This is a genomic window from Vibrio sp. 10N.239.312.C11 (genome assembly GCF_041466065.1).
Lineage (GTDB): Bacteria > Pseudomonadota > Gammaproteobacteria > Enterobacterales > Vibrionaceae > Vibrio > Vibrio tasmaniensis_A.
Genome location: NZ_JBFSRZ010000010.1, coordinates 24,669 through 49,177 on the forward strand (window position 1 = coordinate 24,669; position 24,509 = coordinate 49,177).

22 protein-coding genes are annotated in these 24,509 nt (G+C 44.2%); 11 read left to right on the top strand and 11 right to left on the bottom strand.

The features are described from left to right. Positions 1 to 242: 242 nt before the first annotated feature. From AB6D07_RS06565 to AB6D07_RS06575, 3 genes are read right to left on the bottom strand one after another with little or no spacing between them, the layout of a single operon-like run. Positions 243 to 3,350 (bottom strand): efflux RND transporter permease subunit, encoded by a 3,108-nt coding sequence (locus tag AB6D07_RS06565; protein WP_372091505.1) that lies wholly within the window; start codon positions 3,348 to 3,350, stop codon positions 243 to 245. Then, complete coding sequence (locus AB6D07_RS06570; RefSeq protein WP_017102938.1) at positions 3,347 to 4,684, bottom strand: efflux RND transporter periplasmic adaptor subunit; 1,338 nt, start codon at positions 4,682 to 4,684, stop codon at positions 3,347 to 3,349. Before AB6D07_RS06570 ends, AB6D07_RS06565 begins: the two co-directional genes overlap by 4 nt. Then, on the bottom strand, positions 4,684 to 5,343 hold the full coding sequence (locus AB6D07_RS06575; protein ID WP_009847815.1) for a TetR/AcrR family transcriptional regulator: 660 nt from the start codon (positions 5,341 to 5,343) through the stop codon (positions 4,684 to 4,686). Before AB6D07_RS06575 ends, AB6D07_RS06570 begins: the two co-directional genes overlap by 1 nt. Positions 5,344 to 5,911: 568 nt before the next feature. On the opposite strand from AB6D07_RS06575, the gene leuA reads away from it, so the two are divergent. The 5 genes from leuA (at position 5,912) to AB6D07_RS06600 (ending at position 11,787) form a co-directional block, all read left to right on the top strand. Next, positions 5,912 to 7,459, top strand: a complete 1,548-nt coding sequence (leuA, locus tag AB6D07_RS06580) for a 2-isopropylmalate synthase (protein WP_009847816.1) — start codon at positions 5,912 to 5,914, stop codon at positions 7,457 to 7,459. A gap of 97 nt (positions 7,460 to 7,556) precedes the next feature. After that, entirely contained in the window at positions 7,557 to 8,648 is a 1,092-nt protein-coding gene (leuB, locus tag AB6D07_RS06585; RefSeq protein WP_017102937.1) for a 3-isopropylmalate dehydrogenase, read from the top strand. Positions 8,649 to 8,764: 116 nt separating this feature from the next. Then, entirely contained in the window at positions 8,765 to 10,177 is a 1,413-nt protein-coding gene (gene leuC, locus AB6D07_RS06590) for a 3-isopropylmalate dehydratase large subunit (RefSeq protein ID WP_017102936.1), read from the top strand. Positions 10,178 to 10,191: 14 nt separating this feature from the next. Beyond that, positions 10,192 to 10,794 carry a 3-isopropylmalate dehydratase small subunit gene (gene leuD / locus AB6D07_RS06595; RefSeq protein ID WP_017102935.1) on the top strand — a complete coding sequence of 201 codons (603 nt, stop codon included), beginning with the start codon at positions 10,192 to 10,194 and terminating at the stop codon, positions 10,792 to 10,794. A gap of 210 nt (positions 10,795 to 11,004) precedes the next feature. Then, positions 11,005 to 11,787 carry a DUF547 domain-containing protein gene (locus AB6D07_RS06600; protein WP_017102934.1) on the top strand — a complete coding sequence of 261 codons (783 nt, stop codon included), beginning with the start codon at positions 11,005 to 11,007 and terminating at the stop codon, positions 11,785 to 11,787. A 96-nt stretch (positions 11,788 to 11,883) separates the two neighbouring features. On the opposite strand, the gene AB6D07_RS06605 is transcribed toward AB6D07_RS06600, so the two are convergent. Together AB6D07_RS06605 and djlA are read right to left on the bottom strand one after the other, a co-directional pair. Further along, entirely contained in the window at positions 11,884 to 12,429 is a 546-nt protein-coding gene (locus tag AB6D07_RS06605) for a DUF924 family protein (protein ID WP_017102933.1), read from the bottom strand. 57 nt (positions 12,430 to 12,486) lie between these two features. Further along, the gene (djlA, locus tag AB6D07_RS06610) at positions 12,487 to 13,341 is read right to left on the bottom strand and encodes a co-chaperone DjlA (RefSeq protein WP_010434455.1); all 855 of its coding nucleotides are present in this window, start codon (positions 13,339 to 13,341) and stop codon (positions 12,487 to 12,489) included. 149 nt (positions 13,342 to 13,490) lie between these two features. Between djlA and lptD the strand changes: the two genes are divergently transcribed. The 6 genes from lptD (at position 13,491) to AB6D07_RS06640 (ending at position 20,264) form a co-directional block, all read left to right on the top strand. Then, positions 13,491 to 15,839, top strand: coding sequence for an LPS assembly protein LptD (gene lptD, locus AB6D07_RS06615; protein ID WP_017102932.1), 2,349 nt, complete (start codon positions 13,491 to 13,493; stop codon positions 15,837 to 15,839). A 43-nt stretch (positions 15,840 to 15,882) separates the two neighbouring features. Beyond that, on the top strand, positions 15,883 to 17,178 hold the full coding sequence (gene surA / locus AB6D07_RS06620; protein WP_009847824.1) for a peptidylprolyl isomerase SurA: 1,296 nt from the start codon (positions 15,883 to 15,885) through the stop codon (positions 17,176 to 17,178). Continuing rightward, positions 17,168 to 18,157, top strand: coding sequence for a 4-hydroxythreonine-4-phosphate dehydrogenase PdxA (gene pdxA, locus AB6D07_RS06625; protein WP_032500665.1), 990 nt, complete (start codon positions 17,168 to 17,170; stop codon positions 18,155 to 18,157). Before surA ends, pdxA begins: the two co-directional genes overlap by 11 nt. After that, positions 18,154 to 18,969, top strand: a complete 816-nt coding sequence (rsmA, locus tag AB6D07_RS06630) for a 16S rRNA (adenine(1518)-N(6)/adenine(1519)-N(6))-dimethyltransferase RsmA (protein ID WP_009847826.1) — start codon at positions 18,154 to 18,156, stop codon at positions 18,967 to 18,969. The genes pdxA and rsmA overlap by 4 nt, the downstream gene beginning before the upstream one ends. Before the next feature lie 81 nt (positions 18,970 to 19,050). Then, the gene (gene apaG / locus AB6D07_RS06635; protein ID WP_009847827.1) at positions 19,051 to 19,431 is read left to right on the top strand and encodes a Co2+/Mg2+ efflux protein ApaG; all 381 of its coding nucleotides are present in this window, start codon (positions 19,051 to 19,053) and stop codon (positions 19,429 to 19,431) included. 29 nt (positions 19,432 to 19,460) lie between these two features. Then, positions 19,461 to 20,264, top strand: a complete 804-nt coding sequence (locus AB6D07_RS06640; protein WP_009847828.1) for a symmetrical bis(5'-nucleosyl)-tetraphosphatase — start codon at positions 19,461 to 19,463, stop codon at positions 20,262 to 20,264. A 122-nt stretch (positions 20,265 to 20,386) separates the two neighbouring features. Here AB6D07_RS06640 and folA read toward each other — a convergent pair whose 3' ends face one another. The 6 genes from folA to rplU form a co-directional block, all read right to left on the bottom strand. Further along, positions 20,387 to 20,866, bottom strand: coding sequence for a type 3 dihydrofolate reductase (folA, locus tag AB6D07_RS06645; RefSeq protein ID WP_009847829.1), 480 nt, complete (start codon positions 20,864 to 20,866; stop codon positions 20,387 to 20,389). A 40-nt stretch (positions 20,867 to 20,906) separates the two neighbouring features. After that, complete coding sequence (locus AB6D07_RS06650) at positions 20,907 to 21,380, bottom strand: threonine/serine exporter family protein (RefSeq protein ID WP_009847830.1); 474 nt, start codon at positions 21,378 to 21,380, stop codon at positions 20,907 to 20,909. Continuing rightward, positions 21,380 to 22,147, bottom strand: a complete 768-nt coding sequence (locus AB6D07_RS06655; protein ID WP_004735903.1) for a threonine/serine exporter ThrE family protein — start codon at positions 22,145 to 22,147, stop codon at positions 21,380 to 21,382. The genes AB6D07_RS06650 and AB6D07_RS06655 overlap by 1 nt, the downstream gene beginning before the upstream one ends. A gap of 169 nt (positions 22,148 to 22,316) precedes the next feature. Continuing rightward, positions 22,317 to 23,489: an Obg family GTPase CgtA gene (gene cgtA / locus AB6D07_RS06660; RefSeq protein ID WP_009847831.1), complete on the bottom strand. Its 1,173-nt coding sequence runs from the start codon at positions 23,487 to 23,489 to the stop codon at positions 22,317 to 22,319. A gap of 326 nt (positions 23,490 to 23,815) precedes the next feature. Beyond that, positions 23,816 to 24,073: a 50S ribosomal protein L27 gene (rpmA, locus tag AB6D07_RS06665; RefSeq protein ID WP_004735905.1), complete on the bottom strand. Its 258-nt coding sequence runs from the start codon at positions 24,071 to 24,073 to the stop codon at positions 23,816 to 23,818. 19 nt (positions 24,074 to 24,092) lie between these two features. Beyond that, a complete protein-coding gene (gene rplU / locus AB6D07_RS06670; protein WP_004740823.1) occupies positions 24,093 to 24,404 on the bottom strand; it encodes a 50S ribosomal protein L21 in 312 nt (103 codons plus the stop codon). Positions 24,405 to 24,509: the final 105 nt, after the last annotated feature.

The window sequence follows — 24,509 nt, forward strand, 5'->3', positions numbered from 1 at the left end:
CCTGAAATGACAGTTAAGTGACGTTTTTAATGAACTAAAATGAATTTTGAAGCGAATTAACCGCTTTCACTAAGTAAGCTAATAGGAGCCTAGAAGCAGCCGATAAAAATAAAGCGACACAAGGCCGCTTTATTCTTCTATGTTTTTGCTTCTTTATATAAGCAAACACTACTTCTATCGTGCTAATGGTTATAGAGCTCGCTAATGATAATAGTGCTCTCTAATGATAATAGCGCTAAAGATTATAGCGCTAATGGCTCATGCTTCTTCACCAACCCGAAGTCAGCCAATATCGCGTAAGCGGCAGGGATCATAAACAACACCAGTAAGGTTGAAGCAAATATGCCAAACACAATTGAAATAACCAATGGTTGGATAACCTGAGCCTGCAAGCTGGTTTCCGTCAACAGCGGTAGCAAACCAGCAGCGGTCGTCATTGATGTCAAAAATACCGCACGGAAACGCTCGCGACTGGCCTTCACCACCGAGTCATGAACGCTATCTCCCTCATCAACATGGTGACGAATGTACTGCACCAACAAGATGGAATCATTAACCACAATACCGGCAAGCGACACAAAGCCCATCATGCTCGGCATACTTAACGCGTGCCCTAACAGCCAGTGACCAACAACTACCCCAATGAAGGCCAGTGGAATTGCCAACATTACGACCACAGGTTCCAAGTAGCTTCTGAATTGATAACTCAGAATCGCAAATACGCCGAATAAGCCCAATAAGAAACCTTTGCCCATCGAGGCTCCAGTCTTAGCTGCATCTTTGGCTTCGCCTTCGAAATCAAAACGTAAGCCTGGGTATTTTTGAATCAGCTTAGCGGCTTCTTCTTTTTGAAACTGAGCCAAAATCGCGGAAGAGCTCGCCTTCTTATTATCGATGTCACCAAAGATACTGATGGTTCTCAGCCCATCGATACGTTGGATTCGCACGTAATTACGTTGAAAATCTAGCGTTGCCAATGTAGCTAGCGGGATCTGACTGCCGTCTGCGGTGATGATTGGGAAGTTAGCCAGTTGCTGTAAATCACCCGCCTGTTCTTTATCAAGGCGTACCTCAATCGAAATGTTCTCAACCCCAATTTGGATTTCATCCGCAGTCTGACCAAAGAAGGCCGCACGCAATTGGGAAGCAATCATCTGCCCATTCACATTGTAGGTTTCCGCACCTGGGCGAAGTTTAACTAAGATCTCTTCCTTACCCATGCGCATGTCATCAAGAACACCATGCACACCATCAAACTGATTAAGGTACTCCTGAATATCCAAAGAAGCCGATTTCAATGCAGCAAGATCATCATGTTTGGCGCGGATCTCGATAGCACGACCACCCGGCCCCATCGTCGGTTGTTTGAAAACCAGCGAGATAGGGTCCGCCAAATCGCCGATGTCTTCCCGCCATGCATCAATGAAATCATCGATCACCGTGTTGCGACTTTCTGCACCTCGTAAGTCTAAGCGCACGGTAGCTAAGTGTGGCCCTGATTCATTGGCATCCGCGTTTGCATTGAATTGGCTGGTGATATGCTCAACCAATCTATTACCGTCCTCGACGTCTTCACTCCACTGCTCATTCAAACGTTCAGCAGATGCGACTATTTTATGGACCACTTTCTCGGTTTGAGACAGTGATGCGCCCGGTGGAAGAATGATGCGAGCCTCGGCAATATCACCATCCAACTCAGGAAATGGTTGGAATTTGACAACACCACCAGCAATCAAGGAGATAGATAGAAGTAATAAGGTTATCACTCCACCCATAAAGGCGTAGCGGAACGTCACGACCTTCTCAACCATGTTCATCAAGATGGTATTACGAAAGTTCTCGAACTTCTCTAACAACACAACTTTAAAGCGCAGCGCTGGCTTATCATTTTTTTCTTTGTGTAATGAATGAGATAAGTGATTTGGTAGAATAAGAAACGCCTCGATTAAGCTCAGCGACAACACCAAGATAAGCACCTGAGGCACCGCTTTAAGCACCGCGCCCATTTCCCCATCAAGGAACAGTAAGCTACCGAAAATACACACCGTGGTTAGGAAAGAAGACAGTACTCCGGGAAGCACTTTCTTTACGCCGTTGTACACCGCATCATCAACGCTTTGTCCCCTATCTAAATGGGAGGCTATCGATTCGGCTATCACGATGGCGTCGTCCATCATGATACCAATCGCCATTAATAAACCGACCAATGACATGATGTTAATCGACAAGCCCAAGTTAGCCATTAAGAACAAGCCACCAAGGAAGGCTACCGGCAAACCTGCTGCAACCCAGAATGAATATCGTAAACTGAAGAACAGCCACATGGTTGCGAACACCAACACAATACCTTGCCAGCCATTGCGCACCATCATGGTTAGACGATCCCAAAGTACCGACGAGAGATCGTTGGTCATTTGCAATGTCACGCCATCGGGCGCAATCGCGCTTTGATCTTCAACGAATCGAGTCACGTTCTCTTTAATTCGTAACGCATCATCTTCTTTGTTCTTACTGATTTTCAACAGAGCAGATGGCTTACCATCAAATAGAACCTTCTGTTCATCAAGCTCAAAGCGGTCGGTTATTTTGGCTATGTCTCTCAAACGAATCACTGATCCATTAGGCGCAGAGCCAACCACGATGCTTTCCAGCTCAACCGGTGTAATTCGTCTTTCATCAAAACGAATCAAAAAATTCTTGTCTGGTGTTTCAACGTTACCACTCGGCAGCTTTACATTCTGACGACCAATTTGGTCGGCGATATCACCGACACTCAAACCCAACTGGCGAATGGCTTGGGTATCCAGTTCGACACGATATTGGTGATCGGAAAAACCACTAACTTCGACTAAAGAAACGTCGTAATCGAGCTTCATGGTTCGTTTGAGATCTTCGGCGTAAGCTTTGAGTTCAGGCCATGAGGTTTCGGCTGTAATCGCGATATCAACTACCGGTTCATTCCAATCCAACTCTTGAACAACCGGAGATTCAATCTCACTAGGGAAATCATTGATCGAGTTGATCTGAGTTTGAACGTCCACCAGCATTCGGCCAATGTCCGCTTTCTCATTTAACTTGAGAATTAAACGAGCGCTGCCTTCGATGGCTTCACACTGAGTCTCTTCAATGTTGGCTAAGCCGTCTACTGCATCTTCCATTCGCACACATAAGCTCTCTTCCACTTCTTGTGGTGATGCGCCGGGATAAACGATCGCCGCCATAATGTAAGGTGGATCATAGGCAGGAAAGGTTTCACGTTTGATGGTTGATAGTGAGCTTATACCCAAAATCAACAACCCAAGCATCAACAAGTTTGCTGCTGTTGGGTGCCGAGAGAAAAACTTGATCATGACGCACTCTCCTGAGTATCTGATTCAAGCTCAGCCTCTTCAGAGTTCGACTCTTTCAGTAACATGCCTTCGATTGCTGGCAGGACATCATTGAGAACTAGTTTATCTCCCGTTTTTAGCTCACCACTCACAACCACTTGATTGTCTCTGCGATAAAGCACTTCAACATTCACCACTTGTAAGCGCTGGCTGTCATCCATCAGATAAACCTTATCACCGTGCAAAGCGCGCTCTGGGACAACCCAACTAAGGTTGGCCAAGCCTTCAATCTCTGCTTTGACGAACATGCCATTGACCAAAGGCGTTGCACTGCTTGGCTGCAGAGCTGAATAGTCTTGACCAATTTCAAGAATGATCCCCGCAGTTGCTTGGTTCTCATCAACGGTTTCACTGATTCTCGCCACCTTTGCAGGCCAATTGAGGTTAAGGCTGCCACTGTTTAGCTGAATACTTGCTTTGATTGGCGCTTCATAAGGGTTTGGTATGCCTGCGACATCACGAGGGAATTGAGTAAAGCTTGAGGCTAAAGTTTGCATATCGTGAATAGAGAGTTGCGCCTCAACTTCCATAACTTTAATCCCGTGAGCAACAAACATCTCTTGCTGAAGATTAACCACTTGGTTCTGTTCAATATCGACCTGAGCTATTCGCATCGCTCTAGGTAAAGTAATGGTCGTTTTATCCAAAGAGCGTTGCGCCTCTTTTACTTTAGAGACATTCACCTTAATCACTGCTTCCGCAACACGCTTTTCATCTGGCATCAATGCAATTTGGTTGTCAATATCCAATACAAGCTTCTGTTGAGACAACGCACTTTGCTGCTGGAGATCAACATCGGATTGAGAAGTTAGCCCTTTCTTGCGCAGATCTTGTTTACGTTGCAGCTCTTTATTGCTGATCACTAAGCGATTCTTTTCGATCTTAAGAGTCTGATTCAGGTTGTCTTCTTCTTGATTCAATTTCGCTAATGAAGTCTGGCTTGATTTAAGATCCGCTTCAGCTTGTACCAACTTCAACTCGTAATCCAAAGGATCGATCTTAAGTACCTCAGTTCCCGCTGGAATGATCTGCCCTTTTTCTAGGTCTGGATGTCGATAAACAATCTGCCCTGTCACCTCGGCGATGGCTTTCCATTCAACTTTAGGGACTACTTTGCCAAAGCCCACCGCCAACGGCGCGATCATTTGTTGTTCTAAACTAACTGTTTCGACTAGACGAGCCCTATCTCCCGCGGGCTTAGTCGGCAGATCCGGCTTTAAGCTAATCGCAGTCACAAGGCCGATGACACCAACCGCAAGTGCTGGGAAGAAGAGTAGTTTTTTATTTATTTTCATTATCTTTTGTCCTGCACTGCAGAAGGGCTCGGTGCGTTGATAAAGCCTTCGGTCATCAATTGAATGTTGTGTTCGATTAAACGGTTAAGAAATTCTTCATTAATCTCAATACCATGGATTGCTAATAGAGGGGGCGGAGCAATGAAGGGGAACACCATCAAGCTTATATACGAAACTCGACACAATTTTGGATCCATGTTCTGTTTTAAGATGCCTTGTTCAACCAGCTTTTCAAAAATGACATCTTGGGCTGGCTTGGCGACATCGAGAAAAACCTTTTCGAGCAACTCTCTTTGCACTTCAGAGGGAGGCATATTCATCACTTGAGCAATCAAGCGAGGAAACTTGGGCACCTTGACCATCTCTTTATAGTAAGTCCGCATTAAATCAAGAAAGTTCTCATGGCTGCTTTCTTCAACCAATCTCTGCATTTGCAATTGCATCGGTCGTAGCGTTTCACGCAGCATCGCCTCAAATAATCCAGCCTTACTGCCAAAGTAATAACGGATCATCGCAATGTTCACACCCGCACGATCTGCAATCAGGCGTGTCGAGACCTTGTCGTATGACTGAACGACAAACAGATCACGAGCATGCTCAATCAATAGTTGTCGAACATCTAAGTTCTGTTGAGGTCGCCCCGCTTTTCTTGCTGTCATGGCATCAACCTATCTCTATAATTAATCATTCGATTAATTATAGAGATAAACAGGCATAACAGTAGAAGATTAATTACTCACTATTTAATCAATTGATTAATTACTTTAGTCACGCTTGTGATTTTTTTGGTGAATCGTTCCATTAAAAATATTTACTACAAAGTTTTAACCTACACATCAGCCAAACGATAAACTAACCCGCCAATACAAAACCACCATTTAGTTGATATCGCTAACACTTAAACAAAAAACAGCACAAACAAAACCAAAACACTGCCAATGCACGCTGATATTGGATTTTCTTGTTTGACGCTCAGAATAAATTACGGTAAATATGGTGTTAACAGTTTATTTACGGATATTTGTGTAATGATTTTTTCTTCTTCTCTACTGCTGAAACTTCTCCTTATCGTGAACCAATCGCGCGGGTAAGTTGTGGGTCAAGAACTACACAAATATTAAAACCCGCACTGAGCGGGTTTTTTTGTAACTGGCACTTTTAAAAGAACATCATTCTTAATAATAATTTGGATAGCAATCGATTCATTATCGATATAAGGAAGCACCCATGAACGATCAAGTAATAATTTTTGATACTACCTTACGTGACGGCGAGCAAGCATTGGCTGCAAGCCTTACGGTAAAAGAGAAGTTACAGATCGCTTATGCTCTTGAGAGACTGGGTGTAGATGTTATCGAAGCTGGCTTCCCTATCTCTTCTCCAGGTGATTTTGAGTCAGTACAAACCATCGCTAAGCACATCAAAGACAGCCGTATTTGTGCACTTTCTCGTGCCGTAGCGAAAGATATCGATGCCGCTGCAGAAGCGCTTAAAGTGGCTGACCAGTTCCGTATTCATACCTTCATCTCAACATCAACGGTTCACGTACAAGACAAATTACGCCGCAGCTACGATGACGTAGTAGAGATGGCAGTGAAAGCAGTCAAGCACGCTCGTAACTATACCGATGATGTTGAATTCTCTTGTGAAGATGCCGGCCGTACCCCTATCGACAACCTATGTCGCATGGTTGAAGCCGCGATTAACGCAGGCGCTAAGACCATCAACATTCCAGACACGGTAGGCTATACAGTACCGAATGAGTTTGGTGGCATTATTAAAACGCTATTCGATCGCGTACCCAACATCGACCAAGCGATCATCTCTGTTCACTGTCACGATGACTTAGGTATGTCGGTTGCAAACTCAATTGCAGCTGTGCAAGCGGGCGCTCGCCAAATTGAAGGCACAATCAATGGTATTGGCGAACGTGCAGGTAATTGTTCTTTAGAAGAAATAGCAATGATCATCAAAACTCGTCAAGAGCTTTTGGGTGTTCATACTGGCTTGGATCACAAGGAGATCCACCGTACCAGTAAGTTGGTAAGTCAGCTTTGCCACATGCCAATTCAAGACAACAAAGCAATCGTCGGTGCTAACGCATTCAGCCACTCTTCAGGTATTCACCAAGATGGCATGCTAAAGAACAAGAACACTTATGAGATCATGACGCCTGAGTCTATTGGCTTGAAAAACAAAGCCTTAAACCTAACAAGCCGTAGTGGCCGAGCAGCGGTTAAGAGTCACATGGACGCTATGGGTTATAAAGATAATGAGTACAACCTAGATTCATTGTACGAAGACTTCTTGAAGCTTGCTGACCGTAAAGGACAAGTGTTCGATTACGACCTAGAAGCATTGATGCACTTCGCGAATCTACGTGATGAAGATGACTTCTATAAACTTAACTACCTAAGCGTACAATCTGGTAGTGTTATGTCTACCACCAGCATCAAACTGCAATGTGGTGATGAAGAGAAATGCGAAGCCGCTGTCGGCAATGGCCCGGTTGATGCTTTATACCAATGTATCTACCGCTTAACAGGCTACGAAATAGCGTTGGATAAGTTCGACCTAACTGCAAAAGGTGAAGGCGAAGATGGCTTAGGTCAAGCGGACATCATTGCTAACTATAAAGGCCGTAAGTACCACGGTACTGGCGTTTCAACCGATATCGTTGAAGCTTCTGGTCAAGCGTTGCTACACGTTATCAATAGCATTCAACGCGCAGACACTATTGCTGAAATGAAGCAGCAAAAATTCGCGACTGTTTAAGACCCCAATAACAGAGCCCTAGAGCCGATGTTGTTGGCTTTAGGGACAAAATTTAAAACGAGCCAAACAGCTCAGTAACAAGAATTAAAGGATTAACATGACAGATAAATCATACAAAATTGCCGTACTACCTGGTGATGGCATTGGCCCAGAAGTAATGCAACAAGCACACAAGGTGCTAGACGCGATTGAAAAGAAACACGCAATTAGCTTTTCTCGCGAAGAGTATGATGTTGGTGGTATCGCAATTGATAACCACGGCTGTCCACTTCCAGAAGCGACAGTAACAGGCTGTGAAGAATCTGACGCGGTACTTTTCGGCTCGGTTGGCGGCCCTAAGTGGGAACACCTTCCACCAAACGATCAACCAGAACGTGGTGCCCTACTTCCTCTACGTAAACACTTCCAACTGTTCTGTAACCTACGTCCTGCACAAATCCACAAAGGTCTAGAGTCTTTCTCTCCTTTGCGTGCTGACATCTCAGGTAACGGCTTCGATATCGTTGTAGTTCGTGAACTAACAGGCGGCATCTACTTCGGCCAACCTAAAGGTCGTGAAGGCGAAGGCGCAACTGAGAAAGCTTTTGATACAGAGGTTTATCACCGTTACGAGATCGAACGTATTGCAAAGATTGCGTTTGAATCTGCACGTCTACGTAACAAAAACGTTTACTCAATCGACAAAGCAAACGTTCTGCAGAGCTCTATCTTATGGCGTGAAGTGGTTGAAGAAATCGCAAAAGATTACCCAGATGTCACGCTAAACCACATGTACATCGACAACGCGACCATGCAGCTAATCAAAGACCCATCTCAGTTTGACGTAATGCTATGTTCAAACATCTTTGGTGACATCATCTCTGATGAGTGCGCAATGATCACAGGCTCCATGGGTATGCTTCCTTCTGCAAGCTTAAACGAAAGCAACTTCGGCCTATACGAACCAGCAGGTGGCAGCGCACCAGATATCGCAGGTAAGAACATTGCGAACCCAGTCGCGCAAATTCTTTCTGCAGCGCTAATGCTTCGTTACAGCCTAGGCGAAGAAGCGGCAGCACAAGACATCGAATCAGCGGTATCTAAAGCACTTTCTGCAGGTGAGCTAACGGCAGACCTTGCAGGTAAGAACCAAGCACTGACTACCTCTGAAATGGGTGACAAGATCGCTGAGTACATCTTAGCTTCATAAGCTAAATGCTCCGATTGAAGCAAGTACATAAGAATAATATCAAGCCAAGTCATCGTAAACCGCATGACTTGGCTCGAAACAAACACTGGGACTGATGATCCCAAGGAAGAAAAGCTATGTCGACAAACCAGCAAGCAAAAACCTTATACGAAAAAGTTTATGACGCTCACGTTGCAGTTGCAGCAAAGGGCGAAACGCCAATTCTTTATATCGATCGCCACTTAGTCCATGAAGTAACGTCGCCACAAGCCTTTGATGGTCTGCGTGAAAAAGGCCGTAAAGTTCGCCAAGTAGGCAAAACTTTTGCGACGATGGATCACAACGTATCGACACAAACCAAAGACATCAACGCTTCTGGTGAGATGGCTCGTATCCAAATGGAAACACTATCGAAGAACTGTGAAGAGTTTGGTGTCACGCTCTACGACCTAAACCACAAATACCAAGGTATTGTTCACGTAATGGGCCCTGAGCTAGGTATTACACTGCCGGGCATGACCATCGTATGTGGTGACTCACACACAGCAACACACGGTGCATTTGGTTCTTTAGCATTCGGTATCGGTACTTCTGAAGTTGAGCACGTTCTAGCAACGCAAACGCTAAAACAAGCTCGTGCTAAAACCATGAAGATCGAAGTAAAAGGCAAGGTTGCTGCGGGCATCACGGCAAAAGACATCGTACTAGCGATCATCGGTAAAACAACGGCTGCTGGCGGTACAGGCTACGTGGTTGAATTCTGTGGTGAGGCAATTACCGACCTTACGATGGAAGGTCGTATGACGGTATGTAACATGGCAATCGAGCTTGGCGCTAAAGCAGGCTTAATCGCCCCTGATGCAACGACATACGAGTACATCAAAGGTCGTAAGTTCTCTCCACAAGGTGAAGACTTAGAAGCAGCAATCGAATACTGGGACACATTGAAAACCGATGTTGACGCTGAATTCGATGCAGTTGTGACATTAGAAGCAGCAGACATCAAGCCACAAGTTACTTGGGGCACTAACCCAGGTCAGGTTATCTCGGTAGACACGCCAATCCCTGCACCAGAAAGCTTTGCAGATCCTGTTGAGAAAGCTTCAGCAGAAAAGGCTCTGGCATACATGGGTCTTGAAGCAGGTAAATCGTTATCGGATTATAACGTCGATAAAGTGTTTGTTGGTTCTTGTACTAACTCGCGTATCGAAGACATGCGTGCAGCAGCAGCAGTAGCGAAAGGCCGTCAAGTAGCGAAACACGTTCAAGCATTGATCGTTCCGGGCTCTGAGCAAGTTAAAGCACAAGCAGAAGCTGAAGGCTTAGATGTAATCTTTAAAGAAGCCGGCTTTGAATGGCGTTTGCCAGGTTGTTCTATGTGTCTTGCAATGAACAACGACCGCCTTGGTCCACAAGAGCGCTGTGCTTCTACATCAAACCGTAACTTTGAAGGTCGCCAAGGCCGTGATGGTCGTACGCACCTAGTTAGCCCAGCAATGGCAGCCGCAGCAGCAATCGCTGGTCACTTTGTCGATATTCGTGAACTTTAATTAGAGGATTTAACATGTCAGGTTTTCAACAACACACCGGATTAGTCGTTCCTCTAGATACGGCCAACATCGATACTGATGCGATCATTCCAAAGCAGTTTCTACAGAAAGTGAACCGTATCGGTTTTGGTAAGCACTTGTTCCACGACTGGCGCTTCCTTGATGATGCAGGCCAACAGCCAAACCCTGAGTTTGTAATGAACGCACCCCGCTATAAAGGCGCTTCAATTCTTCTCGCTCGTGAAAACTTTGGTTGTGGTTCATCTCGTGAACATGCACCGTGGGCGCTTGCCGATTACGGTATTAAAGTGATGATCGCGCCAAGCTTTGCAGATATTTTCTACGGTAACTCGATCAACAACCAGATGGTCCCTGTTCGTCTGACAGAACAGGAAGTCGATGAACTATTCCAGTTCGTTGAGGCAAACGAAGGCGCTGAGATCGACGTTGATTTAGAAGCAATGAAAGTCAGTGCGAATGGAAAAGAATACTCGTTTGAGATTGATGAGTTCCGTCGTCACTGTTTGCTGAATGGCCTAGATAACATCGGCCTAACGCTTCAACACGCAGATAAGATTTCAGAGTTTGAAGCTAAGATTCCTAGCTTCCTGAAGTAAAGAAGTCTTGAAGTAGAGTCACACAGTTTTGTGTTCATATAAAAGGTTGGCCTAGCGCCAACCTTTTTTATTTGGTTCAATCTTTTATTTAACTCAACGTCTTTATTAAACTCAACCCTTTATTTAGATAAGTTCCGCTATTTAACTTAAGAGCCATGAAAGAAAATCGTAAAGCATAAGGTCTTAGTAGTCAGTCATCAGGAGAATGCCATGAAACAACTACTTTTTATTGTCAGCCTACTTTTCTCAACCTTAGCTTGGTCTGCGCCGAAATCCGATCTTTGGCCATACTGGAATCGAAGCAACGAAACCAATCTAGAACAGGTACCTCATCAAGATTGGCAGCTATTCCTCGACAACTACTTAGTTCAACAAGGTCAAAATACCCTAGTTCGCTACCAAGCAGTGAACACTGCCGATAAGACCAAACTCAAGCAGTACATCAAGAGATTAGAACAGGTTAATCCGCTCGACTATTCAAAAGCGGAGCAGTATGCCTACTGGGTTAATCTATATAACGCCGTGACTGTCGATTTAATTCTTGATGCCTACCCAATAAAATCCATCACTAAACTCGGTGGTCTATTTAGTTTCGGACCATGGGGAGATGATGTGGTAAGCGTTAACGGGAAGTCACTGACACTCAATGACATTGAACATCGAATCCTAAGACCGATTTGGCAAGATCCGCGCACTCATTATGCGGTGAATTGTGCGAGTTTGGGTTGCCCTAACTTACAACCTCAGGCCTTTACTGCTGACAAGACTGATATGTTATTGGAGCTTGCTGCATCTGAGTATGTAAACAGTGATAAGGGTGTATTGGTTAGCAACAGCAAACTACAACTATCATCGATTTACGAATGGTTTGCTGTGGATTTTGGTACAGAGAAACAGCTCATTCAGCACTTAGACCAATATCGAACAGAAGCAGTAACCAATACTCAAAATATCAGTTATGACTACGACTGGTCGCTTAACCAAGCAAACTAGTTTTAACGTTAAAGCTCATGAATTAAGCTAAACAAAAAAGAGGCGAGTTGTTTAAAAACCACTCGCCTCTTTTGATCTATTTGACAGTTTCTAGAACTAGAAACTTGAACTCGGTTGCTGTAAGAACTTAATTTCTTCGGCAGTAGATTCTCGTCCCAACACCTCATTACGGTGAGGGTAGCGACCAAAACGCTCAATAATGACCTTATGCTTAAACTCAAAATCCAAGTTATTCTCTAAGCCTGTCTGAGAAAAAAGCATCACAGCCTGTTCATGCATCAGCAAAGACTCACTGTGCATATAAGGCATATACAGGAAGCTTTTTTGTTGCTCGTTAAGCTGGTGATCAAAACCACCCGATACCGCCTCTTGGGCTAGAGCCAACGCCATTGGGTCAGCCGAAAAAGCTGTCGGACTGTTTCTGCCAAGATTTCTAGAAAACTGATCCAGCACGATAATCTCTGCCAAGCGCCCTTGTGCGTTTTGTCGCCATTCAAATAGCTCACCTTGGATAACTGCTTTGTGCAGTTCAGCAAAACGAGATTCTATTAAAGCATCAATTTCTTCGCCGCCAGCAAACCAGTCTTTTGGCGTCAATTCATCGAACCAAAACTCTAGAACATCCTGATACGTTACCGTCATATAATTCCCTTTAATAAAAAACCGAGTAACTTTGTTATTACTCGGTTTAGTGTTCGATTACTTAAAACCTTTGACCTTCTTTATCAGGTCATAAGCATTTTGAATTTCTTGCGATTTCTCTTTCGCAACATTCATCATCTCCGGCGGTAAGCCCTTCGCCATCAGTTTATCTGGGTGATGCTCATTCATCAGCTTGCGGTAGGCTTTCTTCACCTCTTTACCGTCAGCACTTTCACTCACACCAAGAACCTTATATGCGTCGCCTAGCTGGTTCTGTTGTGAAGCCTGTTGCCAACCTGATGATTGCCCATGGCCTTGATGGCCACCAAAGCTTCCACCTTGCTGTTGGAAACGAAACGCTGCTTCTTGCATCTGCAAACGACGCTCTAGTTGCTCTGCTGAAAAGCCAAGGCCTTGCGCTATCTTATGCAAAACCTGACGTTCACTAGGGTGCAAACTTCCATCAGCAAATGCAGCAGATACTTGTAGCTCTAAAAAAAACTGCAGGAGATCAAAACGGCCACCCGATGAGATCTTCACACGCTCAAGCACATCGCTTAACGGGAAGTCACTCTCCTTGCCGTCACGGAAAGCATCTTGAGCCGCTTTACGTTGTTCGCCATGCAGGTTCATACGCTCCATCATTGTAGAAGCGAGCTGAATCTCTTCTGGTGTAACCTGCCCCTTAGCTTTAGCAACGTGTCCCATAACCGCAAAAGCAGATTTGAAAAACTCGTTTTGTCTTTCAGCTTGGCTTGGACCTCGGCCAAAACCAGAGCTATTGAAGCCCGATTGGTTCAATCGGCGAGCTTTATCGAACTGGTGCCCTAAAAATAGGCCAAAAACTAAACCGAGCGGCCCCCCAAATAAAAAACCAAAAAAAGCGCCCAAAATTTTGCCAAATATTTGCATTATGTGTTCTCTATCTATGAATTTTGTCTGAGTAATGCTGTCTGATGATGCTGAATGCTAATATTTCCTTTATCATAAGGAAAATGCTTTATTAATTGGATTGATACTAGATCAACCCTTCATCTAGTGACACAGGATAGTTCAACTTCATGCAATCTTTTTCCCGCACCTTGTTAGCCGCGTCTATAAGTACGGCATTATACGTATCGACAACTCAAGCTGAAACAATCACAGATAGTAGTGTGCAGGAAATGCCCTCTATAGATCAATGCTTGATCGAGCCCGCTGCAGAAAACGAGACACAACTTCCCGCTCATGTTGAGTCCGATCGCTTAGAGGCTATCAATGGTGACAAGGCAATCTACTCAGGTGATGTAAGAGTTACCCAAGGAAACAAAACCATCCTTGCCGACAATGTAACGCTTCACCAACAAGAAAATATCGTTGTAGCTGAAGGCAACGTAAACTTTAGCGATGGTCAAATAAAGTCAGTGGCAGACAGAGCCACTAACAATCTGACCACCGATGAAATGACGCTCGAAAATACCGATTATGAGTTCCTCTGTGAGCAAGGGCGAGGAGATGCGGTTTACATCGCAAAAACCGGAAAAGCGGTTTATGAGATTGAAGATGGCTCAATCACCTCTTGCCCTATCGGCGACAATGCATGGCGACTAAGAGCGTCAAGTATCGATGTCGACCAAAATGAAGAAGAGGCTACGTTCTACAACCCAAGGTTTGAAATTCAGAGCGTCCCTGTTTTTTATCTGCCGTACTTAACCGTTCCGATTGGTGATACGCGTAAAACAGGCTTCTTATATCCAACGGTATCATATGGCTCAAGTGATGGTTTTGAATTTGAGATCCCTGTTTATTGGAATTTGGCACCAGAGTATGACCTCAAAACCACTTTTAAGCACATGAAAGAGCGTGGTACTCAGCTTAACAGTGAATTTAGATATTTAAGCGATTTTGGTTCCGGGATGATTAAGTCTGAATACTTGCCTGATGACAAAAAATACCCAGAGAAAGGCAAACGTTGGGGGGCTCAACTTAATCACTCAGGAATATTCCAAGAATCTTGGTTGTTTGAAATTGATTACTCAAAAGTTGGCGATATCGAGTACTTCACAGATGTCAACGGAAGCGGCATTGGTAACCGTGAAGATGGCCAGCTTCTTCAAGAAGGGCAGGCTACATACCGTTCTCAAAATTGGGATGCGTCTGTACTTGTGCGAGATTTTCAGGTCCTCACAAATACGACAAACAACCTTCCATACCGCCTGCTCCCACAGCTGGAATATAACTATTATGCCCCGGAGGTAATGGAGTATTTAGATTTCGACTTGGTCAGCCATGTGTCTCTGTTTGATACAGATGCAAAAGGGAAACCATCGGCAACTCGTATTCACGTTGAGCCGGGAATTACAATTCCAGTAGGCAACACTTGGGGTACTTGGACCACAGAAGCCCGACTTCTTGGTACTTACTACCAACAAGATCTTGATGGTGTTGATACCACAAGTGACAAATATAAAGATTTAGAAAAGTCAGTAAGTCGAGTTGTCCCAGAATTTAGGAGTCATGCTGGTATCGTTTTAGAAAGAGATACCAAGGTTATTGGTAACTACACTCAAACTCTAGAACCCCAAGTTCAATACCTGTATGTACCAAAAGAAGATCAAAACAACATTGGTCTTTACGATACGACACTTCTGCAGACTGATTATTATGGCCTGTTTAGAAGCCGTAAATACAGTGGTGTAGACCGTATCGCTGCAGCTAACCAAGTAAGCTACGGTGCATCATCTCGTTTCTTTGATGATGAGTATAAAGAGCGACTCAATGTGTCTTTTGGACAGATCTTTTATATCGACAAAGATACGAAACAACATCTAACACTTGATACTAAAGATAAGAACTCGAATTACTCATCTTGGGCTGTAGAAGTCGACTTTAATTACGACGACTACCTGTTTTATCATGGTGGGGTTCAGTACGACATCGATACCACAGCAATGCAACTAGCCAACAGCACCATTGAGTACCGTTTTTCTGGTGGTTATATCCAAACCAACTACCGCTACGTAACCAAAGAGTATATCGAAGACACTGTTGATTTTAATGTTGGATCGATTACTAAAGATGGTATATCTCAAGCAGGATTACTCGGAGCCTACCAGATTTCACGTAAGTGGAGTGCCAGCGCTCAGTACTTCTATGATTTAACAACCGAAGAGAACCTTGAGTGGTTAGCTAAACTCAATTACAAGTCCGATTGTTGGTATATCGGCTTCACCTATAGTAACCAATTACGTAGATGGGAAGGTGATTACATCAACACATCGAATGCGACACCAGTATACGAGAAAAACTTTGGCTTTAACTTCGGTATTGTTGGCTTTGGTACCAACATAGGCTCAGACTCAAGCGAAGTAAGTGAAACAAGCTCAGGTAACGCACTCAGCTACGGTCGCCCATTCTTCTTAAACAACTAACTTTCTTTACTGATAAAACATCGGTAAATATAAAGGATTACACATGACATTGTGGAAACGCACATTAATAGCTATCGCAGCCGCTTGTACTTTATCAACAAGCTATGCCGCACCAGTTGAACTCGATAGCGTAAAAGTAATCGTCAACGAGGGCGTGATCTTACAAAGTGACATTGATACTTCAATGAAAACACTGCGTGCAAACGCGAAGAAAAGCGGGCAAACACTACCATCACAAGACGTGCTCAATGAACAAGTACTCGAAAAGTTGATCATCGATACAATTCAGACCCAAGAAGCGGAACGTATTGGGGTTCGAATTGATGATGCTCGACTGGATCAAGCGATTGAAGGCATTGCCAAAGATAACAACCAAACAGTGCAACAACTTACAGCATCGGTTGCTGAAGAAGGCCTGAGCTACAATGCATTTCGTGAGCAAGTAAGAAAAGAGATTGCGGCAAGTGAAGCGCGCAATGCCTTGGTTCGTCGTCGTATTAATATCCTTCCTGCAGAAGTTGACAACCTAGCGGACATCTTAGCGCAAGAAACCAATGCGACGGTTCAATACAAAATTGGCCACATTCAACTGCGATTCAATGACGACCAAACCAAAGAAGAATTGGAAGCACAAGCGACTGATTTAGTGGAAGAGCTAAACAACGGCAAAGACTTCAGCACCATGGCTTATACTTACTCTAAAGGCCCTAAAGCACTGCAAGGTGGTGATTGGGGTTGGATGCGTAAAGAAGAGATGCCTACGATTTTTGCAGATCAAATAAAAATGCAGAACAAAGGCAGCATCATCGGCCCTTTCCGAAGTGGTGTTGGCTTCCATATTCTAAAAATTGAAGACGTAAAAGGTTTGGAAACCGTTGCAGTTACCGAAGTTAATGCACGTCATATTTTGATTAAGCCAACGGTTATCTTGAGTGATGACGGTGCGAAAGAGCAGCTTGAAGAAATCACTCGTCGTGTAAACGCAGGTGAAGCGAGCTTTGGTGACCTTGCACAGCAATACAGCCAAGACCCAGGTTCAGCAGTACAAGATGGTGAGTTAGGCTACCAAACTCCGGATTTATACGTACCTGAATTCAAGCACCAAGTAGAAACGTTACCTGAAGGTAAAATCAGTGCGCCATTCAAAACCGTGCACGGTTGGCACATTGTTGAAGTACTAGACCGTCGCGAAGTCGACCGTACCGATTCAGCATTGAAAAACAAAGCTTATCAAATTCTATTTAACCGTAAGTTCAACGAAGAAGTTGGTGCTTGGCTGCAAGAAGTAAGAGCTAGCGCCTTTGTTGAAGTGGTCGAGGATGACCAAGATGACAACTAAACGCCTTGTCATTACAGCAGGTGAACCGGCTGGAATAGGGCCAGATTTAACTCTCGCATTATCCCAAGAAAGCTGGCCACATCAGCTCGTGGTTTGTGCGGATAAAAGCCTATTAGCAGAGCGAGCTGAAATGTTAGGGATTGAGGTTGAGCTGTTGGATTACGATTCAACAGCTCCTAAGCAACCTCAACGATCTGGAACATTGGTTGTGAAACACGTTCCACTAACTGAAACAGCAGTTGCAGGCCAACTCAACGAGGCTAACGGTCATTACGTATTAAATACTTTAGAAACCGCAGCAATTGGCTGTATGAATGATGAATTTGATGCTATTGTCACCGGCCCTGTTCACAAGGGTGTAATTAACCGAGCTGGCGTTGCTTTTAGTGGCCATACCGAGTTCTTTGCAGAGAAGTCCAATACTCCACTTGTCGTGATGATGTTGGCAACAGAAGGGCTGCGTGTTGCTCTAGTAACAACGCACATCCCGCTAGCTTATGTATCTCAAGCAGTGACCGAAGACAGATTAGAGCAAATCATTGCTATTCTGCATAAAGACTTGGTTGAAAAATTTGCTATTGAGAAACCAACTATCTACGTGTGTGGTTTGAATCCACATGCTGGTGAAGATGGTTGTTTGGGTCGTGAAGAGATAGAAACTATCACCCCTACGCTAGAAAAAATTCGCCAGAAAGATGGTATTAATTTAGTTGGCCCATTGCCAGCAGACACCATCTTTAATGAAAAATATTTGCAAGATGCAGATGCTGTTTTAGGTATGTATCACGACCAAGTACTCCCGGTATTGAAATACAAAGGGTTTGGTCGCTCAGTGAACATCACGCTTGGCTTACCGTTTATTCGCACATCAGTCGATCACGGTACCGCCTTAGACTTGGCAGGGAAAGGCCAAGCCGATACAGGGAGCTTTAGAACAGCGCTCACGCACGCCATTGAATTAGTAGAGAAAAAGCAATGAGAAATGATGTCCACTTAGGGCACAAAGCGCGTAAACGTTTTGGTCAAAACTTCCTTAACGACCCATACATTATTGATGGAATCGTATCGAGTATTAACCCACTACCAGGCCAGAACTTAGTAGAAATCGGCCCTGGTCTGGGCGCAATTACTGAGCCTGTTGGCAAGCTTGTCGACAAGTTCACAGTAATTGAACTGGATAGAGATCTTGCTGAACGTCTGCGTAATCACCCTGATCTTGCTGAAAAGTTAACGATCTATGAGGGCGATGCAATGAAGTTCGATTTCGAACAACTTGTTAAGCCAAACAACAAGCTGCGTATCTTCGGTAACTTGCCATACAACATCTCTACACCATTGATGTTCCACCTTTTTGAGTTCCATAAAGACGTGCAAGACATGCACTTTATGCTTCAAAAAGAAGTCGTTAACCGATTAGCAGCGGGTCCTGGTACTAAAGCTTACGGTCGTCTAACGGTTATGGCTCAATATTACTGTAAAGTCACTCCTGTTTTAGAAGTGCCACCAACAGCATTTGTTCCGCCACCGAAAGTAGACTCTGCAGTCGTTCGCCTTCAGCCTTATGAAGTACTGCCTTACCCGGCAAAAGATCTTAAGTGGTTAGATCGCGTATGTCGCGAAGGCTTTAACCAGCGTCGTAAAACAGTACGTAACTGCTACAAGAGCCTAATTGACAAGGAAGTGCTTGAAGAGCTAGGTGTAAACCCTGGCATGCGCCCTGAGAACCTGACGCTCGAACAGTTTGTCGATATGGCGAACTGGTTGCACGACAGTCACAACGCTGATAAATAATCGAAAAAGGCTCCTACACTTCGGTGAGGAGCCTATTTTTTATGTAATACTTAAAGCATACCAACAACAAAAGGTGCGAATATGGATATATCTACGCCTTGTATCAAATGCCAAGTTCATTCTAAATATATTGAAGAACAATCTGAGCCATCTAAGAATCGCTACGTTTTCGCTTACATCATTACCATCAAAAATCTAAGTAAAACAACAGTACAACTTATGTCTCGTCGCTGGCTGATTACTGATTCCAACGGTAAACAACTCACCATAGAAGGTGATGGCGTGGTTGGACAGCAACCTGTGATTGAAGCCAATGACGAATACACATACACCAGTGGCACCGTCATCGAAACCCCAGTGGGAGTCATGCAGGGACACTATGTAATGACCGATCATAAAGGCATTGATTTCATAACAGAAGTCGACCCATTTAGACTGGCCATCCCCAATATTCTTAACTAGTACACATCTACCACTTACAGGAAAATGCTGTGTCGAATTATATTGTCGGAGACATCCAAGGATGCTTCGACGAACTTCAGTTACTGCTTGAAACCATCAACTTTGATAAACAACAAGATACGTTATGGGTCGCCGGAGACATAGTTGCTCGTGGCCCTAAATCCTTAGAGACGTTACGTTTTGTTCGTAGCCTTGGCAGTTCAGCGAAGGTGGTATTGGGTAACCATGATTTACATCTACTTGCGGTCTCCTTAGGCCTCTTTTCAGCCAAACCAAAAGACAAGACTCAACCAATTCTTGATGCTGAAGACCGTGACCAATTGCTGGAATGGTTAAGACAACAACCCTTGATGCAAGAACACCCTGAGTTTGTCATGACACATGCGGGCATCTCACCTCAATGGGACTTAGAACAAGCACGTACAGAGAATCGAGAGATAACGTCATTACTGAAATCGGACCGTTGGCAGTGGCTTATTGAGAACATGTACAGCAACACGCCAGATCTCTGGAACAACGAGTTGCAAGACATCGAACGTTATCGCTATGCGATCAATAGCCTGACAAGAATGCGCTTCTGTTTTGAAGATGGCCGACTCGACATGGCATGTAAGCTACCACCGAATGAAATTACCGATGAACCACTAGTGCCATGGTTTGACCTTCCGCAACGCATAAAGCTCGATAAAACCGTTGTTTTTGGACACTGGGCTGCGCTTGAAGGCTATAACGGAAAAGATGTAATTGGACTTGATACTGGGTGTGTGTGGGGGGGAGACTTGACGATACTTCGCTGGGAAGACAAACAGTTTTTCACTCAAAAAGCGCTATAGAAACACGAGATACGAGATACGAGATACGAGATACGAGATACGAGATACGAGATACGAGAAGCTTGCGCTAGCTGGGCACAGTAACGCAAGCATTTTCAGAGCCTAACGCTTAATAACCACCGTTAACGCTCGAGAACCACAAACTCCATATTGTGCTTGTTTTTCTCATCCGCCTGATAAGTATCATTAAAGCTCTGCTTCCAACCTTCTCCCCAGTCTGGGAATTGAGTATCACCATCCACATCAAAATCGATATAAGTCAGGTATAACTTGTTCGCTTTTGGTAAGCAGCTTTCATAGATTGAACCGCCACCGATGATCATCACTTCATCAACATCACTAACCAGCTCTAGTGCTTTTTCAATCGAAGTTACCGTCGTGACGCCTCCGATTTCTAAACTCTCGTCGCGGCTGATTACAACGTTCAGCCTCCCCGGTAAAGGACGTCCAATTGAATCGTAAGTCTTACGTCCCATCACGACAGGTTTACCCATAGTTGAACGTTTAAACCATGCGAAATCTGCAGGTAAATGCCAAGGCATCTGATTGTCTTTACCAATTACACGGTTGTTCGCCATTGCCGCTATCATGCTGATGATCATAAATCGAAAGTCCTGTCCTTACTTGAAAATGAAGTTGAAGCTAGACGATAGGTCTACGACGGTAGAATAACAGCCCAGGCACTGCTAAGCCAACCGCAAGCCCTGCGATAATGAACATCGATTTCAAAAAGTTCTCCATCAACAATGCCAATAGTTCTGGGTTGTATCCTGCTCGGTTAATCTCAACCATGGCAATCATCGCCTTAAAGGCAAACACGCCAGGGACCATCGGAATCAAGGCTGCAACCGTAAATACTTTCGGGTGTGCTAACAATTTATGCGACCAATGCACCCCTATCATGCCGACCAATGTAGCAGCAAAGAACGTCGCCCATTCAATGGGAATGCCGAAATGCATCATTAAGTAACGGCTACCGTGGCCAATGGATCCTCCGAGAGCACAATAGATCAACGCTCGTTGCGGGACGTTAAACACCAATGCAAAACCAACCGCAGGAATCGCAGCAAAAAACATGTCGTTGAGTAACCCAACAAAAAGTTCAAAAATAGTCATTAGTTCACCCACCCCCATACGTCAGATAGGCTCATCGCTGCGACAATACCTAAGCTTGTAGCCAACGTTAATAAACTGGCCATGGTGAAGCGTGCGAGACCCATATTAATGTGGCCTTTAAGCATATCTGCTACGGAGTTAATCAAAGGAAAACCGGGCACTAGCATCAATACTGACGAAGCCATCACGATAGTGGGTTGACCACCAATATTGTAGAGCACTGCCTGAGCTGAAATGGTGGTGGTGACAAAAGCGGTAATAGCGAAATTTAATAACGGATTGAAATGGCGATGACCAATCTCTTGTCTCACGATCATACCGCAAGCCGAAGCTATAAACGTCATCATAAAGACATGCCAATCTCCGCCAGCAAGACGGCTAAAAGAAGCACACGATAGCCCTATCATTACGACAACTAACCAACGGTTGTAGCGTTCGGGACTGATCCCTTGGATCTTCTTATAAGCTAAATCATAATCAAGAATCCCTTTCTCCATCATGATACACACGCGTTGAATCTCGGTGATAACCTGCATATTAATGCCACGATCAGCACAACTTCGAGTCGTCGTTATGCAATGATCATCCATTACCGTTGTCACAACCAACGCATTGGCTGACAGTGCAACTTCAACTTCATTCACCCCACAAGCAATACCGATACGGCGCATAATGTCACCGACCAATGTGCTCTCGGCGCCATGAGCTAATAACATTTGTCCTGATTGAGCGACTAACCTTGAGATCGCTCTTTGCTTTGATGCCATGATTTCCTTCCCATAGGCGTTAATTATCTAAAGATAAATTTTGCATAAAAAACAGCAAGACGTCATGATTTAGATACAAAAAAACCGCAATTTTCATTGCGGTTTAATAAAACTATCAGCGTATCTTAGAAAAAGCGACCAAAGTGCTTACAAGAAACTACGAGGATTATTAATCACGAACATAGATAACATGACCGTCATCTTCTTCGTCATCCCAATCATCCCAGTCGTCGTCATCTTCAGTCACGACATTCTTACCGGCCATCGCATCTTTATGGTAGTCATCCCACATAAAGTTAACTTTTTCTTCTTCTTCAATTGCTTCAACTTCACGAGGTAGGTTCTCCATGAACTCACCCAGTTTAAAGCAAAGATCTTTGGTACCGATCTTGTTTACAGCAGAGATCTTGAAGTACTCGCCTTCCCAACCTAAAGCTTCGACGATTTCTTGAATCTTTTCATCCGCTTCTTCTTCAGGCATTAGATCAACTTTGTTGAATACTAACCAGCGAGGTTTCTGTGCCACTTTTTCGCTGTATTGCTCAAGCTCGTCAATGATCGTCAGTGCATTCTGAATAGGATCAGAACCATCAATCGGCAAAATATCGATCATGTGCAGAAGAACACGACAACGCTCAAGGTGCTTCAAGAAACGAATGCCAAGGCCAGCGCCATCAGCTGCACCTTCAATTAGACCCGGGATATCAGCAACAACGAAGCTCTTTTCAGGGACAACACTTACCACACCTAAGCTAGGGATTAGCGTGGTAAACGGGTAATCAGCAACTTTCGGCTTCGCAGCAGATACGGAGCGAATAAACGTAGATTTACCAGCGTTTGGCAAGCCAAGCATACCAACATCCGCAAGCAGAAGAAGCTCTAAACGTAGTTCGCGAACTTCACCTTTAGTACCCATTGTCTTTTGACGAGGAGCACGGTTAACAGACGACTTAAAACGCGTGTTACCAAGACCGTGCCAACCACCTTTACCAACCATGACTTTCTTGCCATGCTCAGCAACTTCAGCAACGATTTCATTAGTGTGGATATCAACAGCGCGAGTACCTACTGGTACTTTCATTGTCATATCTTTACCACGTTTACCAGTACAGTTACCACCGCGGCCATTTTCGCCACGCTCAGCATTGTAAAAACGTTGGAAACGGTAATCGATCAGTGTGTTTAAGTTTTCATCCGCTTGAATGTAAACATCACCACCATCACCGCCATCACCGCCGTCAGGACCACCTTTAGCGACGAATTTTTCGCGCCAAAAGCTTACTGTACCATTACCGCCATCACCGGCTTCTATTTTTACTGATGCTTCATCAACGAATTTCATTTTTTAACTCCGCACTTACGTTGCGTTACCACTCATCAAGGAGTGATATAAATTCTAGCAGATCCGTGTTTAGATCGATCACCTAAGATCTAGATCGATCTGCAACCAAGGAACAAATAAGGAGAGGTTCTTTGCTTTCTGTATCCTAAAAAACAAACGGCTTCTTAATAAAACCAAACTGTTTCTCAAAAATAAAACGGCTTCTCAAAACCAAAACAAGAGCGTCTACTTTTTTATTCTCGCTATAAATAAAAAACCCTGCCGAATCGGCAGGGCTTTTGAATTCAGCTTGAAAGCTAGTATAAATAATCTAATAAAAGATTAAATTACTCAGCTTCGATGCTTACAAACTTACGGTTTTTAGGACCTTTTACTGCAAATTTCACTTTACCTTCAGTAAGAGCGAAAAGAGTATGGTCTTTACCGATGCCAACGTTTGTGCCAGCGTGGAACTTAGTACCACGTTGACGAACGATGATGTTACCTGCAAGAACAGATTCACCACCAAAACGCTTAACACCAAGACGTTTGCTTTCTGAATCGCGGCCGTTATTAGTAGAACCGCCAGCTTTTTTATGTGCCATTGTTAAACTCTCCTAATACTTAAGCGTTAATGCCAGTGATTTTCACTTCTGTGAACCACTGACGGTGACCAGCTTGCTTACGCGAGTGCTTACGACGACGGAACTTAACGATTTTTACTTTATCGCCACGACCGTGTTGTACTACTTCTGCAGTAACTTTGCCACCTTCAACAAGAGGTGCACCAACAGCGATTTCTTCGCCGTTAGCAACAAGAAGAACTTTATCAAATTCTACAGTTGCACCAGTTTCAACGTCTAATTTCTCTAAACGAAGTGTTTGACCTTCGCTTACTCGGTGTTGTTTGCCACCAGATTGGAAAACAGCGTACATATTTTACTCCGCTTTTTCCGCACAGCCTATGGTTGTTAATTCTACAACTCGGGTGTGCGCTAAACTAATCAATAGGGCGCAGATTCTACGGGAATCATGCCGCTA